Here is a 15410-nt window from a genome sequence, read left to right as displayed (position 1 = left end):
GTAGCGGGCCGTACGCCCGCCGACATGTACATCCGGCACCTGCCGATTTAGTGGAAGGACCCGCCATCATGGCGAAGCTCACCAAGGACGAGCTGCTCGCGCAGTTCGAGGAGATGACCCTCATCGAGCTGGCCGAGTTCGTCTCCGCCTTCGAGGAGAAGTTCGACGTCACCGCCGCCGCTGCCGCGCCGGTCGTCGTCGCCGGTGGTGCCGCTGGTGGCGCCGCCGCCGAGGCCGCCGAGGAGAAGGACGAGTTCGACGTCATCCTCACCGGCGCCGGCGACAAGAAGATCCAGGTCATCAAGGTCGTCCGCGAGCTGACCTCCCTCGGCCTGAAGGAGGCCAAGGACCTGGTCGACGGCACCCCGAAGCCGGTCCTGGAGAAGGTCAACAAGGAGACCGCCGAGAAGGCCGCCGAGTCCCTCAAGGGCGCCGGCGCCTCCGTCGAGGTCAAGTGACCTCACGGAGTCCTCTGGGCTCCGCTCTGACGTACGTCTGACGTACCTCTCGACGCCAAGGGCGATCACCCATGCGGGTGGTCGCCCTTCGGCGTACCCGGGAGGGCTGCAGCGCCGCGTGCCGGAGACGAGTATGGTGATCTTTGTTGCCCCGCGGCAGCGGCCCGGCCAGGGTCGTTCCGGGCCGGTCCGGGCCCGGCCAGGGCCGCTCGGCAGCCGGAGGGCCTTGACGAACGGGACGCCGCGCGCAATTCTCGGGACGCGGTGACTTTCGGAACTCCGCCGGTCCGGGGCCGCCTTGGGGCCGGTTCGGACCGAAGTTCCATTCGAGGCGCCGCCCGAGGCATGGAACGCCGGCGGAGAGGGAAGTATCGTCCTGCGCTTCCGGGCGCGGCCGGCGGGCGGAGCCCCTGGCGCACCGGGCGCGTCGGACGGGCTCGGACAGGCTCGACAGGCAAGGACAACAGGATCCCGGAGGGAGAGATTGGTATCGCACCGGTCTCGCGACATCCGCTCTGGACATCAGTGGGCCAAGTGGCTACACTGACCCTTTGCGCTGCCTGTTAGCTGCTCCCTGCCCGTCACCAGGGGCATGCCCACTGCCGAGCATCCTCGATGAATCCCCTCTGACCTGGGGTTCTCTGTCGAAGCACGGGGTGGGACCGGTACGCGCGTAGTGAGTCCGAGCCCTCGGAAGGACCCCCTCTTGGCCGCCTCGCGCAACGCCTCGACCGCCAATACGAACAACGGCGCCAGCACTGCCCCGCTGCGCATCTCATTTGCGAAGATCAAGGAGCCTCTCGAGGTTCCGAACCTCCTTGCGCTGCAGACCGAGAGCTTCGACTGGCTGCTCGGCAACGCCGCCTGGAAGGCTCGCGTCGAGGCTGCGCTGGAGTCTGGTCAGGACGTCCCCACCAAGTCCGGTCTGGAGGAGATCTTCGAGGAGATCTCCCCGATCGAGGACTTCTCCGGGTCGATGTCGCTGACGTTCCGTGACCACCGTTTCGAGCCCCCGAAGAACTCGATCGACGAGTGCAAGGAGCGCGACTTCACGTACGCGGCCCCGCTCTTCGTCACGGCCGAGTTCACCAACAACGAGACCGGTGAGATCAAGTCCCAGACGGTCTTCATGGGCGACTTCCCGCTCATGACGCCCAAGGGAACCTTCTGCATCAACGGCACCGAGCGTGTCGTCGTATCGCAGCTGGTCCGTTCGCCCGGTGTCTACTTCGACTCCGCCATCGACAAGACGTCCGACAAGGACATCTTCACGGCCAAGATCATCCCGTCCCGGGGTGCCTGGCTGGAGATGGAGGTCGACAAGCGCGACATGGTCGGCGTCCGCATCGACCGCAAGCGCAAGCAGTCCGTCACCGTGCTGCTCAAGGCTCTCGGCTGGACGACCGAGCAGATCCTCGAGGAGTTCGGCGAGTACGAGTCCATGCGCGCCACCCTGGAGAAGGACCACACCCAGGGCCAGGACGACGCGCTGCTCGACATCTACCGCAAGCTGCGTCCGGGCGAGCCGCCCACGCGTGAGGCCGCGCAGACGCTGCTGGAGAACCTGTACTTCAACCCGAAGCGCTACGACCTGGCGAAGGTCGGCCGCTACAAGGTCAACAAGAAGCTGGGCGCCGACGCCCCGCTCGACGCCGGTGTGCTGACCGTCGACGACATCATCGCGACGATCAAGTACCTGGTGAAGCTGCACGCCGGTGAGACCGAGACGGTCGGCGAGAACGGCACCTCGATCGTCGTCGAGACCGACGACATCGACCACTTCGGCAACCGTCGTCTGCGCAACGTCGGCGAGCTCATCCAGAACCAGGTCCGTACCGGTCTGGCTCGTATGGAGCGCGTCGTCCGCGAGCGGATGACCACCCAGGACGTCGAGGCGATCACGCCGCAGACCCTGATCAACATCCGGCCGGTCGTCGCCTCCATCAAGGAGTTCTTCGGCACCAGCCAGCTGTCCCAGTTCATGGACCAGACCAACCCGCTGTCGGGTCTGACCCACAAGCGCCGTCTGTCGGCGCTGGGTCCGGGCGGTCTCTCCCGTGAGCGGGCCGGCTTCGAGGTCCGAGACGTCCACCCGTCGCACTACGGCCGCATGTGCCCGATCGAGACCCCCGAAGGCCCGAACATCGGTCTGATCGGCTCGCTCGCGTCCTACGGCCGCGTCAACGCGTTCGGTTTCGTCGAGACCCCGTACCGCAAGGTCGTCGACGGCCAGGTCACCGACGAGGTGCACTACCTGACCGCCGACGAGGAGGACCGCTTCGTCATCGCCCAGGCGAACGCCCCGCTCACCGACGAGCTGCGGTTCGCCGAGGCCCGCGTGCTGGTCCGCCGCCGTGGCGGCGAGATCGACTACATCGCGCCGGCCGAGGTCGACTACATGGACGTCTCGCCGCGCCAGATGGTGTCGGTCGCGACCGCCATGATCCCGTTCCTCGAGCACGACGACGCCAACCGCGCGCTCATGGGATCGAACATGATGCGCCAGGCCGTTCCGCTGATCAAGGCGGAGGCCCCGCTGGTCGGCACCGGCATGGAGTACCGCTGCGCGGTCGACGCCGGTGACGTCATCAAGGCCGAGAAGGACGGCGTGGTCCAGGAGATCTCCGCGGACTACGTCACCGTCGCCAACGACGACGGCACGTACAACACGTACCGGGTCGCGAAGTTCTCGCGCTCCAACCAGGGCACGTCCTTCAACCAGAAGGTCGTCGTCGACGAGGGCGCCCGCGTCGTGGCCGGCCAGGTGCTCGCCGACGGCCCGTCCACCGAGAACGGTGAGATGGCGCTCGGCAAGAACCTGCTCGTGGCGTTCATGCCGTGGGAGGGCCACAACTACGAGGACGCGATCATCCTGTCGCAGCGCCTCGTGCAGGACGACGTCCTCTCCTCGATCCACATCGAGGAGCACGAGGTCGACGCCCGTGACACCAAGCTCGGCCCGGAGGAGATCACCCGGGACATCCCGAACGTCTCCGAGGAGGTCCTCTCCGACCTCGACGAGCGCGGCATCATCCGCATCGGTGCCGAGGTCATCGGCGGCGACATCCTCGTCGGCAAGGTCACCCCGAAGGGTGAGACCGAGCTGACCCCCGAGGAGCGCCTGCTCCGCGCGATCTTCGGTGAGAAGGCGCGTGAGGTCCGTGACACCTCGCTGAAGGTCCCGCACGGCGAGATCGGCAAGGTCATCGGCGTCCGCGTGTTCGACCGCGAGGAGGGCGACGAGCTTCCGCCGGGCGTGAACCAGCTGGTCCGCGTCTACGTCGCCCAGAAGCGCAAGATCACCGACGGTGACAAGCTCGCCGGCCGTCACGGCAACAAGGGCGTCATCTCCAAGATCCTGCCGGTCGAGGACATGCCGTTCCTGGAGGACGGCACCCCGGTCGACATCATCCTCAACCCGCTGGGTGTCCCGTCCCGAATGAACCCGGGACAGGTCCTCGAGATCCACCTCGGCTGGCTCGCCAGCCAGGGCTGGAACGTCGAGGGCAGCGAGGAGTGGATGGAGCGGCTCAAGGCCATCGGCGCCGCCGAGGTCGCTCCGGGCACCAACGTCGCGACCCCGGTCTTCGACGGTGCCCGCGAGGACGAGCTGGCCGGTCTGTTCGAGCACACCGTGCCGAACCGCGACGGCGAGCGCATGGTGCTCCCGTCCGGCAAGGCCCGGCTGTTCGACGGCCGCTCCGGCGAGCCGTTCCCGGACCCGATCTCGGTCGGGTACATGTACATCCTCAAGCTCCACCACCTGGTCGACGACAAGCTGCACGCCCGTTCGACCGGTCCGTACTCCATGATCACCCAGCAGCCGCTGGGTGGTAAGGCTCAGTTCGGTGGCCAGCGCTTCGGTGAGATGGAGGTGTGGGCGCTGGAGGCTTACGGCGCCGCGTACGCCCTCCAGGAGCTGCTGACCATCAAGTCCGACGACGTCACCGGCCGAGTGAAGGTCTACGAGGCGATCGTCAAGGGCGAGAACATCCCCGAGCCCGGCATCCCCGAGTCCTTCAAGGTGCTCATCAAGGAGATGCAGTCCCTCTGCCTCAACGTGGAGGTGCTGTCCTCGGACGGCATGTCCATCGAGATGCGGGACACCGACGAGGACGTCTTCCGCGCGGCGGAGGAGCTCGGTATCGACCTGTCCCGGCGCGAGCCGAGCAGCGTCGAAGAGGTCTGACGGGTCTGACCGGGGGATCCACTCGGATCCCCCGGTCGTCCCCGGACCCCCAGACCACTGATGTAGAGCCCGTACCTCGCTGACGCGAGAGGGCACGAACCCTGAAAGAGGGATTGACGACAAAGTGCTCGACGTCAACTTCTTCGACGAGCTGCGGATCGGCCTGGCGACCGCGGACGACATCCGAACCTGGTCCCACGGCGAGGTCAAGAAGCCGGAGACCATCAACTACCGCACCCTGAAGCCGGAAAAGGACGGGCTCTTCTGCGAGAAGATCTTCGGCCCCACCCGGGACTGGGAGTGCTACTGCGGCAAGTACAAGCGTGTCCGCTTCAAGGGCATCATCTGTGAGCGCTGTGGCGTCGAGGTCACCCGCGCCAAGGTGCGCCGTGAGCGGATGGGCCACATCGAGCTCGCCGCCCCCGTCACCCACATCTGGTACTTCAAGGGCGTTCCGTCGCGGCTGGGCTACCTGCTCGACCTCGCCCCGAAGGACCTCGAGAAGGTCATCTACTTCGCCGCCTACATGATCACGTGGGTGGACGAGGAGCGCCGTACGCGCGACCTGCCGTCGCTGGAGGCCCACGTCTCCGTCGAGCGCCAGCAGATCGAGCAGCGCCGCGACGCCGACCTGGAGGCCCGCGCCAAGAAGCTCGAGTCCGACCTGGCCGAGCTGGAGGCCGAGGGCGCCAAGGCCGACGTGCGCCGCAAGGTGCGCGAGGGCGCCGAGCGTGAGATGAAGCAGCTGCGCGACCGCGCGCAGCGCGAGATCGACCGCCTCGACGAGGTCTGGAACCGCTTCAAGAACCTCAAGGTCCAGGACCTCGAGGGCGACGAGCTGCTCTACCGCGAGCTGCGCGACCGCTTCGGCACCTACTTCATGGGTGCGATGGGCGCCGCCGCGCTGCAGAAGCGCCTGGAGTCCTTCGACCTGGACGAGGAGGCCGAGCGCCTCCGCGAGATCATCCGTACCGGCAAGGGCCAGAAGAAGACCCGTGCGCTCAAGCGCCTCAAGGTCGTCTCCGCCTTCCTGCAGACCCGCAACAGCCCCAGCGGCATGGTGCTGGACTGCATCCCGGTGATCCCGCCGGACCTGCGTCCGATGGTGCAGCTGGACGGTGGCCGCTTCGCGACCTCCGACCTGAACGACCTGTACCGCCGCGTCATCAACCGCAACAACCGCCTCAAGCGACTCCTTGACCTCGGTGCCCCCGAGATCATCGTGAACAACGAGAAGCGCATGCTTCAGGAGGCCGTCGACGCGCTCTTCGACAACGGCCGTCGTGGTCGCCCGGTCACGGGCCCCGGCAACCGTCCGCTGAAGTCGCTGTCCGACATGCTCAAGGGCAAGCAGGGTCGCTTCCGTCAGAACCTGCTCGGCAAGCGAGTCGACTACTCGGCGCGTTCCGTCATCGTCGTCGGCCCGCAGCTGAAGCTGCACCAGTGTGGTCTGCCCAAGGCCATGGCGCTGGAGCTCTTCAAGCCGTTCGTGATGAAGCGCCTGGTCGACCTGAACCACGCGCAGAACATCAAGAGCGCCAAGCGCATGGTCGAGCGCGGCCGTACGGTCGTGTACGACGTGCTGGAAGAGGTCATCGCGGAGCACCCGGTTCTGCTGAACCGTGCGCCCACCCTGCACCGCCTCGGCATCCAGGCCTTCGAGCCGCAGCTGGTCGAGGGCAAGGCCATCCAGATCCACCCGCTCGTCTGCACCGCGTTCAACGCGGACTTCGACGGTGACCAGATGGCCGTCCACCTGCCGCTCTCCGCGGAGGCGCAGGCCGAGGCCCGCATCCTGATGCTGTCCTCGAACAACATCCTCAAGCCGGCCGACGGCCGTCCGGTCACCATGCCGACCCAGGACATGGTGCTGGGCCTCTTCTTCCTCACCACCGACGAGGAGGAGCGCGAGGTCAAGGGCGAGGGCCGCTCGTTCGCGTCCGTCGCCGAGGCGATCATGGCGTTCGACGCCCGGGAGCTCTCGCTCCAGGCGAAGGTCGACATCCGCTTCCCGATCGGCACCGTCCCGCCGCGCGGCTGGACCCCGCCGGTGGCGGAGGAGGGCGAGCCGGAGTGGCAGCAGGGGGACTCGTTCCGTCTGCGCACCACCCTGGGCCGCGCGCTCTTCAACGAGCTGCTGCCCGAGGACTACCCGTTCGTCGACTACTCGGTGGGCAAGAAGCAGCTCTCCGAGATCGTCAACGACCTGGCCGAGCGCTACCCCAAGGTCATCGTGGCGGCGACGCTCGACAACCTGAAGGCGGCCGGCTTCCACTGGGCCACCCGTTCCGGCGTGACCGTCGCCGTCTCCGACATCGTGGTGCCGGAGGCCAAGAAGGAGATCGTCAAGGGCTACGAGGCCCAGGACGAGAAGGTCCAGAAGCAGTACGAGCGCGGTCTGATCACCAAGGACGAGCGCACGCAGGAGCTCATCGCGATCTGGACCAAGGCGACCAACGAGGTCGCCGAGGCGATGAACGCGAACTTCCCCAAGACGAACCCCATCTTCATGATGGTTGACTCGGGTGCCCGAGGAAACATGATGCAGATGCGGCAGATCGCCGGTATGCGTGGTCTGGTGTCGAACGCGAAGAACGAGACCATTCCGCGGCCCATCAAGGCGTCGTTCCGTGAGGGTCTCTCCGTGCTGGAGTACTTCATCTCCACCCACGGTGCCCGTAAGGGTCTCGCGGACACCGCCCTCCGTACCGCCGACTCGGGTTACCTGACCCGTCGTCTCGTGGACGTCTCCCAGGACGTGATCATCCGCGAGGAGGACTGTGGCACCGACCGCGGCCTCAAGCTGACGATCGCGACCAAGGACGCCAACGGCGTGCTGCGCAAGGCCGACGACGTCGAGACGTCGGTGTACGCCCGCATGCTGGCCGAGGACGTCGTCGTCGACGGCAAGGTCATCGCGCCGGCCAACGTCGACCTCGGTGACGTGCTCATCGACCAGCTCGTCGCCCACGGCGTCGAGACGGTCAAGACCCGCTCGGTCCTCACCTGCGAGTCCGCGGTCGGCACCTGTGCCTACTGCTACGGCCGCTCGCTGGCGACCGGCAAGCTGGTGGACATCGGCGAGGCGGCTGGCATCATCGCCGCCCAGTCGATCGGTGAGCCCGGTACCCAGCTGACGATGCGTACCTTCCACACCGGTGGTGTGGCCGGTGACGACATCACCCAGGGTCTGCCCCGTGTCGTCGAGCTCTTCGAGGCCCGTACGCCCAAGGGTGTCGCCCCGATCTCGGAGGCGGCCGGCCGCGTCCGCATCGAGGAGACCGAGAAGACCAAGAAGATCGTCGTCACCCCGGACGACGGCTCCGACGAGACCGCCTACGCGATCTCGAAGCGTGCCCGTCTGCTGGTGTCCGAGGGCGACCACGTCGAGGTGGGCCAGAAGCTCACCGTGGGTGCCACCAACCCGCACGACGTGCTGCGGATCCTCGGTCAGCGCGCGGTCCAGGTCCACCTGGTCGGCGAGGTCCAGAAGGTCTACAACTCGCAGGGTGTGTCGATCCACGACAAGCACATCGAGATCATCATCCGGCAGATGCTGCGCCGCGTGACGATCATCGAGTCCGGCGACGCGGAGCTGCTGCCGGGCGAGCTCGTGGAGCGCTCGCGCTTCGAGGCGGAGAACCGTCGCGTGGTCCAGGAAGGCGGCCACCCGGCCTCCGGCCGTCCGCAGCTGATGGGTATCACCAAGGCCTCGCTGGCCACGGAGTCCTGGCTGTCGGCCGCCTCCTTCCAGGAGACGACCCGAGTGCTGACGGACGCGGCGATCAACGCCAAGTCCGACTCGCTCATCGGCCTCAAGGAGAACGTGATCATCGGTAAGCTCATCCCGGCCGGTACGGGTCTGTCCCGTTACCGGAACATCCGGGTCGAGCCGACCGAAGAGGCGAAGGCCGCCATGTACTCGGCCGTCGGGTACGACGACATCGACTACTCGCCCTTCGGGACGGGGTCGGGTCAGGCGGTTCCGCTGGAGGACTACGACTACGGGCCGTACAACCAGTAAGCGGTCTGTGGTTCGCGAGGCGGTCACCCCGGTTTCGGGGTGGCCGCCTCGCGGCGTTTGGGGGTGCCCCGGTCCCTCCCTTTCACCGTTTCTTGCGTGGGGCTCCGCCCCCGCACCCCCGAAGCGCGCTGCGCGCGCTGTCCTCAAACGCCGGACAGGCTGAACTACGGGCACAGCCCGACGGCGCCGCGCGCTACAGCTCCCTGATGACGTTCCCCGGCTCGTCCAGCCAGAGCCGGCCGCCCGCGTCGTCCACCGTCAGTCCGAAGCGGGCGGGGGAGGGTGCGCCCTGCGCCACCCACCAGCCGTATGCCGCCTCCGCCTCGTCCCAGAGGCGGCGCGGGCCGCCCTGCCAGACGAGCGTCGTCAGGTCCGGCTCGGCCCGGAAGAGGGCGCAGGCCCAGGACGGGTCGCCGTCGAGTCCCCGGAGCCAGATCGCTCTGCCGTAGCGGCGTCTGGCGTCCGCCTGTTGGCGCACGCCCCGCAGCTTGATGCCCAGGGCGAACGTCGCTGTGGAGAACTCCGCCTCCGTGAGACGGGTCGAGGAGATGTCCCCGAGCGTGGTGACGTCCACGGTCGGCGGGGGTTCCGCCCGGAGTGGTTCCGGGCCTCGCCCCGGGAGGGAGAAGCGGCCCTCCGCGCTCTTGCCGTCCGGCGCGACGGTCAGGGTGACGAGCGCGTGCTGTTCGCTGAACGGCGTCCGCCAGGGCGCGACGAGTGTCGCGCCGGGACGGACGGCCGACACGTCCGCGTACGAGACGGAGCTCGTGACGACGCTCATGCGGCCACCGCCACTCGGCGGTGCCGGAGGAGGCGGGCGCGCTCCTCCAGGAAGCGGGTTCCCAGCGCCGCGATCGCCGTCGCCGCCGCGGCCGCGCGCTCGGTGCCCGTCTTCGCGGTCAGCGGGTTCCGCTCCTTCGGCAGCCGCAGGGGGCCGTACGCGCCGTACCGCTCCACGCCGCACGAGACGCAGCGGCGGACTCCGTCCGGGGCCGCGGACCAGCCCTCGCGGTGCGCGCAGTTCCGTACGAGCCGGCCCGTCGTCGTCCGGACGCCCCTCGCGCTTCCCGCGCTCATCGCGTCCTCCTCGCCAGCCCCGCCGCGGCCTGCTCGTCCCGCGTCGCCAGGCGCAGCGCCTCCGCCGGCGCCTCCCACTCCCGGCCGCCGCCGGGCGGTCTGACGTAGACGCTGTCGCCCGCCCGCGCCATGACCTGTGCGAGCTTCGCGCTCCGCGTGTCCACCACGTAGGCGCCTTCGCGGTACGTCATGGAGGGTTCCCTTCGAGTTGTGCCGAACCGATGTGGCGCCCAGCTTGGGGGCCCGTCGATAGCCTCGGAAAGGGGTTGCGTCCACACAACTGCGCTGTACGGAAACGGAGTTAAGCTATGGCCAAGGCCGACGGTGAGTCGCGGTACTGCCAGCCGAAGTTCGGCTGGCGCTTCTTCGGCAGGGAACTGAAGCGTCGGCGCGAGGCCGCGAAGCTGTCGCAGGACGAACTGGGCAGAAGGGTCATTTGCTCGGGCTCGTACATCGGTCAGTTCGAGAAGGCGCTTCGCAAGCCTCAACTGGAGATCGCTGTGCGGCTCGACGCGGTGTTGGGGACCGACGGGCTGTTTGCGCGGATGTGTGAAGAGCTCATCGACAACCCGTCGTACGCCGACTGCTTCAGGGAGGTGGCCTACCTCCAAGGGCTGGCTACCAGCATCAGAGAGTACGCCCCGATCTTCGTGCCTGGCCTGTTGCAGACGGCCGCCTATGCGCGCGCCGTCTTCCTTGGGGGCCACCCTTTCGCGAGCGAAGAGGACATCGAGTCTCGGGTCACGAACCGTTTGGCGCGGGCTCGCATCCTCCGTGATCCAACAAAGCCCTTGTTGTGGGCTCTCCTCGATGAGAGCGTCATCCGTCGCAAGGTAGGGGGTGCTGCCGCGATGCATGAGCAGCTTTCGCACATTGCCGCATTGGTGCGTCGGCGCCACATCGGGTTGCAGGTATTGCCGTTTGACGCGGGTGCTCCCTTGCTGGACGGCGCGCTCACGCTCATGGCGTTCGAGGACGTACCACCGGTGGCGTACAGCGAAGGGCACCTGAGCGGAAACCTCCTGGACGATCCGTCCGTAGTGGAGGAGTGCGAACGCTCCTACGATTTCGCTACGGCCGTCGCGTTGTCCCCAGCCGAGTCCTTGTCGCTGATCACGTCGGTTGCAGAGGAGTACGGACATGAGTAGAGCACTGGATCTAAGCTCCGTGGCTTGGCGGAAGAGCAGTCACAGCGGGTCGGGCGACAACAGTGGCGGCAACAACTGCCTCGAAGTCGCCGTTGGCAACAACGGTCTTGTTGTCCCCGTCCGCGACTCCAAACGCCCCCACGGCCCCACCCTCCTCATACCCGCCCCCGCCTGGGCCGCCTTCCTCACCGATCTCCGAAGCTGAGCGGTCGCGACAACGCGTCACGCACCTCCGCCGCGCCCGTCTCCACCTCGCGGTACCACTCGGTGACGTCGTCCCCGTCCTCGACAAGTTCGACGCGGCCCGCGTCCAACTCCCGCAACCGGTCGCCGAGGGCGTTGAGTCGGGCCTCCAGGGCGAACCGTCCGGGGACCGGGCTCCTCGCCCAGAGGAGGTCGTCGCGGGCCGCCGTCACGGCCGCGTGGGCGCGGGCGCGGACGGGCGGGAGGGCGATCCGGAGTTCGTCCAGGTTCGCCCGGACCTCTGTCAGGGCGGCGAGCAGCTCCTCCAAGTGGGCCGCGGCTTCGTCGGTCTGTTCGGCCCAGGAGGCGAAGAGGTGGGCGGCGCGGTCGATGGCGTCCGGGTCGGGGACCTCCGCGTGCGTCCACTCGCCGCGGATCTCCGCGTACGAGGCGAGCAGGTGCCGACAGCTCTCCAGCGTCTCCGGAACGTCCGCGAGCGCCTCCCGCGTGGAACTCCTGGGCATGCCGTCCCCGTGGCCGCAGGCCCCCTGGATCGCGCGGTAGAGGCCGTCGACGCGGTCGGCCGGTGCCTCCAGACGTCGGTGGGCCTCCGCCGCCGCCTCCATCGCGGCGGCGAGGCGCCGCTCCGCGTCCGCCGGCCGTCGCTTCCGTCCCCACATGTCAGGCTCCCCCCACCTCGATGGGCCCCTCCGCCGTCCGGACGCTCCCCGCGACGGGCCGTCCGCGAGGGCGCCGTCGTCTCGGGTCAGGTTATGGGCAATCACACATACGTTTGGCGTTCCGCCGCGGCAGCTGTGGGAGCGAGCGGAGGTGTGGACGGGGCCTGCGCTCGCGTGGCGGCGATGGGCGGGCGTGGTCGGCGTGGCGCGAGGGCGTCCGGGCGGAGCCGGTCCCTCTGCTCGGTTCCCCCCGGCCTCCGGCCCTCGGCGGTGCCGAACGCTCGTTCATACTGGACATACGCCGCACATCGGTACGTCCTCCGCGTGTGCATTTGTTTTGACCGCAGCCCATGCGGTAGGTACGCTCTGACCTTGTGCCTGGGGTGTCCCTGGGCTCTTGTGCGTGCCTTCAAACCGCGCAAGAGGCCGGGTCCTGACGGTCCTCCGTGGTCCCGAACGGTTCAAAGACACCGAAATCTGCGCCGAACCGCCGTCGGCGGGGGTATGCAGCCTTCGACACACCCGACCGCGTGGGTCGGGGGGTAGTCCCAGGTTAGTTTTATCGTGATCGGCACACAGAAACCGGAGAAACGGTGCCTACGATCCAGCAGCTGGTCCGAAAGGGCCGGCAGGACAAGGTCGAGAAGAACAAGACGCCCGCACTCGAGGGTTCGCCCCAGCGTCGTGGCGTCTGCACGCGTGTTTTCACGACCACCCCGAAGAAGCCGAACTCGGCCCTGCGTAAGGTCGCGCGTGTGCGTCTGACCAGCGGCATCGAGGTCACCGCTTACATTCCGGGTGAGGGCCACAACCTGCAGGAGCACTCCATCGTGCTCGTGCGCGGCGGCCGTGTGAAGGACCTGCCGGGCGTTCGCTACAAGATCATCCGTGGCTCGCTCGACACCCAGGGCGTCAAGAACCGCAAGCAGGCTCGCAGCCGCTACGGCGCCAAGAAGGAGAAGTAAGAATGCCTCGTAAGGGCCCCGCCCCGAAGCGCCCGGTCATCATCGACCCGGTCTACGGCTCTCCTCTGGTCACGTCCCTGATCAACAAGATCCTGCTGCACGGCAAGCGCTCCACCGCCGAGCGCATCGTGTACGGCGCCATGGAGGGTCTCCGCGAGAAGACCGGCAACGACCCGGTCATCACGCTGAAGCGCGCGCTTGAGAACGTCAAGCCCGCCCTCGAGGTCAAGTCCCGCCGTGTCGGTGGCGCGACCTACCAGGTGCCGGTCGAGGTCCGTCCGGGCCGCGCCTCCACCCTGGCGCTGCGCTGGCTGGTCGGTTACTCCCGCGCCCGTCGCGAGAAGACCATGACCGAGCGCCTCATGAACGAGCTGCTGGACGCTTCGAACGGTCTCGGCGCCTCGGTCAAGAAGCGTGAGGACACGCACAAGATGGCCGAGTCCAACAAGGCCTTCGCGCACTACCGCTGGTAGTCGCTACCCCCATCGAGAACCGAGAGAAGACTGAGCCATATGGCCACCACTTCGCTTGACCTGGCCAAGGTCCGCAACATCGGGATCATGGCCCACATCGACGCGGGCAAGACGACCACCACCGAGCGGATCCTGTTCTACACCGGTGTCTCGTACAAGATCGGTGAGGTCCACGACGGCGCTGCCACGATGGACTGGATGGAGCAGGAGCAGGAGCGCGGCATCACCATCACGTCCGCCGCGACGACCTGCCACTGGCCGCTCGAGAACGTCGATCACACGATCAACATCATCGACACCCCGGGCCACGTCGACTTCACCGTCGAGGTGGAGCGCTCGCTGCGCGTGCTCGACGGTGCCGTGACGGTGTTCGACGGTGTGGCCGGTGTCGAGCCGCAGTCCGAGACGGTGTGGCGTCAGGCCGACCGTTACGGCGTGCCGCGCATCTGCTTCGTCAACAAGCTCGACCGGACCGGTGCCGAGTTCCACCGCTGCGTCGACATGATCGTGGACCGCCTCGGCGCGACCCCGATCGTCATGCAGCTCCCGATCGGTGCCGAGGCCGACTTCAAGGGCGTCATCGACCTGGTCCGCATGAAGGCCCTGGTCTGGTCCGCCGAAGCCGCCAAGGGCGAGATGTACGACGTCGTCGACATCCCGGACACCCACGTGGAGGCCGCCGACGAGTGGCGCGGCAAGCTCCTCGAGGCCGTGGCCGAGAACGACGAGGAGATGATGGAGCTGTTCCTGGAGGGCACCGAGCCCACCGAGGAGCAGCTGTACGCGGCCATCCGCCGCATCACCATCAACTCCGGCAAGGGTGGCAGCACCACCGTCACCCCGGTGTTCTGCGGTACCGCGTTCAAGAACAAGGGCGTTCAGCCCCTGCTCGACGCCGTCGTCCGCTACCTGCCGTCGCCGCTCGACATCGAGGCCATCGAGGGCCACTCGGTCAGCGACCCCGACGAGGTCGTCAAGCGCAAGCCCTCCGACGACGAGCCGTTCTCCGGTCTTGCCTTCAAGATCATGAGCGACCCGCACCTCGGCAAGCTCACCTTCGTCCGGGTCTACTCGGGCCGTATGACGGCGGGCACCCAGGTGCAGAACTCCGTCAAGGGCAAGAAGGAGCGCATCGGCAAGATCTACCGGATGCACGCGAACAAGCGTGAGGAGATCGAGTCGGTGGGTGCCGGTGACATCGTCGCCGTCATGGGTCTGAAGCAGACCACCACCGGTGAGACCCTCTGCGACGCCGCGAACCCGGTGATCCTGGAGTCCATGGACTTCCCGGCGCCGGTCATCCAGGTCGCGATCGAGCCCAAGTCCAAGGGCGACCAGGAGAAGCTGGGTGTCGCCATCCAGCGCCTGGCCGAGGAGGACCCCTCCTTCCAGGTCCACACGGACGAGGAGACGGGCCAGACCATCATCGCGGGTATGGGCGAGCTGCACCTCGACGTGCTGGTCGACCGTATGAAGCGTGAGTTCAAGGTCGAGGCCAACGTCGGCAAGCCGCAGGTCGCGTACCGCGAGACGATCCGCAAGGCCGTCGAGCGCATCGACTACACCCACAAGAAGCAGACCGGTGGTTCCGGTCAGTTCGCGAAGGTCCAGATCGCGATCGAGCCTCTTGAGGGCGACGGCTACGAGTTCGAGAACAAGGTCACCGGTGGCCGCATCCCGCGGGAGTACATCCCGTCCGTGGACGCGGGTTGCCAGGAGGCCATGGAGTTCGGCGTGCTGGCCGGCTACCCGCTGACCGGCGTCAAGGTGACGCTGCTCGACGGTGCCTACCACGACGTCGACTCGTCCGAGCTCGCCTTCAAGATCGCCGGTTCCATGGCGTTCAAGGAGGGTGCCCGCAAGGCGTCGCCGGCTCTGCTCGAGCCGATGATGTCCGTCGAGGTCACCACCCCCGAGGACTACATGGGCGATGTGATCGGCGACATCAACTCCCGCCGTGGCCAGATCCAGGCCATGGAGGACCGTCACGGCGCCAAGCTCGTCAAGGGCCTGGTTCCGCTGTCGGAGATGTTCGGCTACGTCGGAGACCTCCGCAGCAAGACGTCGGGTCGCGCAAGCTACTCGATGCAGTTCGACTCCTACGCCGAGGTTCCCCGGAACGTCGCCGAGGAGATCATCGCGAAGGCCAAGGGCGAGTAACCGGCTCCCGTCTCCACAGACGGGGCTGACGCCTTAGGCTTGACACCGACCGT

General features: G+C 67.5%; 12 protein-coding genes. 8 read left to right on the top strand and 4 right to left on the bottom strand.

Annotated features, from left to right (window positions below; all coding sequences use genetic code 11):
* Positions 1–68 precede the first annotated feature (68 nt).
* The 3 genes from rplL (at position 69) to J7W19_RS13975 (ending at position 8671) form a co-directional block, all read left to right on the top strand.
* A complete protein-coding gene (gene rplL, locus J7W19_RS13985; protein ID WP_004950402.1) occupies positions 69–458 on the top strand; it encodes a 50S ribosomal protein L7/L12 in 390 nt (129 codons plus the stop codon).
* 706 nt (positions 459–1164) lie between these two features.
* A complete protein-coding gene (rpoB, locus tag J7W19_RS13980; protein ID WP_004950405.1) occupies positions 1165–4647 on the top strand; it encodes a DNA-directed RNA polymerase subunit beta in 3483 nt (1160 codons plus the stop codon).
* A 124-nt stretch (positions 4648–4771) separates the two neighbouring features.
* The gene (locus J7W19_RS13975; protein ID WP_004950406.1) at positions 4772–8671 is read left to right on the top strand and encodes a DNA-directed RNA polymerase subunit beta'; all 3900 of its coding nucleotides are present in this window, start codon (positions 4772–4774) and stop codon (positions 8669–8671) included.
* A 193-nt stretch (positions 8672–8864) separates the two neighbouring features.
* Here J7W19_RS13975 and J7W19_RS13970 read toward each other — a convergent pair whose 3' ends face one another.
* The 3 genes from J7W19_RS13970 to J7W19_RS13960 are packed head-to-tail and all read right to left on the bottom strand — an operon-like array spanning position 8865 to position 9939.
* Positions 8865–9452 (bottom strand): methyltransferase domain-containing protein, encoded by a 588-nt coding sequence (locus J7W19_RS13970; protein ID WP_004950408.1) that lies wholly within the window; start codon positions 9450–9452, stop codon positions 8865–8867.
* Positions 9449–9748, bottom strand: coding sequence for a DUF6255 family natural product biosynthesis protein (locus J7W19_RS13965; protein WP_004950410.1), 300 nt, complete (start codon positions 9746–9748; stop codon positions 9449–9451). The genes J7W19_RS13970 and J7W19_RS13965 overlap by 4 nt, the downstream gene beginning before the upstream one ends.
* Positions 9745–9939: a hypothetical protein gene (locus J7W19_RS13960; protein ID WP_004950411.1), complete on the bottom strand. Its 195-nt coding sequence runs from the start codon at positions 9937–9939 to the stop codon at positions 9745–9747. Before J7W19_RS13960 ends, J7W19_RS13965 begins: the two co-directional genes overlap by 4 nt.
* 117 nt (positions 9940–10056) lie before the next feature.
* On the opposite strand from J7W19_RS13960, the gene J7W19_RS13955 reads away from it, so the two are divergent.
* Entirely contained in the window at positions 10057–10896 is an 840-nt protein-coding gene (locus J7W19_RS13955) for a helix-turn-helix domain-containing protein (protein WP_004950412.1), read from the top strand.
* Positions 10889–11101, top strand: coding sequence for a DUF397 domain-containing protein (locus tag J7W19_RS13950; RefSeq protein WP_004950415.1), 213 nt, complete (start codon positions 10889–10891; stop codon positions 11099–11101). Before J7W19_RS13955 ends, J7W19_RS13950 begins: the two co-directional genes overlap by 8 nt.
* Here J7W19_RS13950 and J7W19_RS13945 read toward each other — a convergent pair.
* The gene (locus tag J7W19_RS13945; protein WP_004950417.1) at positions 11082–11759 is read right to left on the bottom strand and encodes a hypothetical protein; all 678 of its coding nucleotides are present in this window, start codon (positions 11757–11759) and stop codon (positions 11082–11084) included. The two genes, J7W19_RS13950 and J7W19_RS13945, sit on opposite strands and share 20 nt — an antisense overlap.
* Positions 11760–12352: 593 nt before the next feature.
* Between J7W19_RS13945 and rpsL the strand changes: the two genes are divergently transcribed.
* The 3 genes from rpsL to fusA are packed head-to-tail and all read left to right on the top strand — an operon-like array spanning position 12353 to position 15357.
* Complete coding sequence (rpsL, locus tag J7W19_RS13940; RefSeq protein WP_003948652.1) at positions 12353–12724, top strand: 30S ribosomal protein S12; 372 nt, start codon at positions 12353–12355, stop codon at positions 12722–12724.
* Positions 12725–12726: 2 nt separating this feature from the next.
* Positions 12727–13197 carry a 30S ribosomal protein S7 gene (gene rpsG / locus J7W19_RS13935; protein ID WP_004950419.1) on the top strand — a complete coding sequence of 157 codons (471 nt, stop codon included), beginning with the start codon at positions 12727–12729 and terminating at the stop codon, positions 13195–13197.
* A 39-nt stretch (positions 13198–13236) separates the two neighbouring features.
* Positions 13237–15357 carry an elongation factor G gene (fusA, locus tag J7W19_RS13930; RefSeq protein WP_004950420.1) on the top strand — a complete coding sequence of 707 codons (2121 nt, stop codon included), beginning with the start codon at positions 13237–13239 and terminating at the stop codon, positions 15355–15357.
* The last annotated feature ends 53 nt before the right edge of the window (positions 15358–15410 follow it).

This window comes from Streptomyces mobaraensis NBRC 13819 = DSM 40847 (assembly GCF_017916255.1).
Classification (GTDB): Bacteria; Actinomycetota; Actinomycetes; order Streptomycetales; family Streptomycetaceae; genus Streptomyces; species Streptomyces mobaraensis.
Note: the sequence above shows the minus strand (reverse complement) of the source record. Positions and strands in the feature narration are given on the sequence as shown.

Coding starts and splice junctions, on each gene's coding strand:
- rplL (WP_004950402.1), top strand. CDS start 69: ATGGCGAAGCTCACCAAGGACGAGCTGCTCGCGCAGTTCGAGGAGATG.
- J7W19_RS13970 (WP_004950408.1), bottom strand. CDS start 9,452: ATGAGCGTCGTCACGAGCTCCGTCTCGTACGCGGACGTGTCGGCCGTC.
- J7W19_RS13950 (WP_004950415.1), top strand. CDS start 10,889: ATGAGTAGAGCACTGGATCTAAGCTCCGTGGCTTGGCGGAAGAGCAGT.
- J7W19_RS13960 (WP_004950411.1), bottom strand. CDS start 9,939: ATGACGTACCGCGAAGGCGCCTACGTGGTGGACACGCGGAGCGCGAAG.
- fusA (WP_004950420.1), top strand. CDS start 13,237: ATGGCCACCACTTCGCTTGACCTGGCCAAGGTCCGCAACATCGGGATC.
- J7W19_RS13945 (WP_004950417.1), bottom strand. CDS start 11,759: ATGTGGGGACGGAAGCGACGGCCGGCGGACGCGGAGCGGCGCCTCGCC.
- J7W19_RS13965 (WP_004950410.1), bottom strand. CDS start 9,748: ATGAGCGCGGGAAGCGCGAGGGGCGTCCGGACGACGACGGGCCGGCTC.
- J7W19_RS13955 (WP_004950412.1), top strand. CDS start 10,057: ATGGCCAAGGCCGACGGTGAGTCGCGGTACTGCCAGCCGAAGTTCGGC.
- rpsG (WP_004950419.1), top strand. CDS start 12,727: ATGCCTCGTAAGGGCCCCGCCCCGAAGCGCCCGGTCATCATCGACCCG.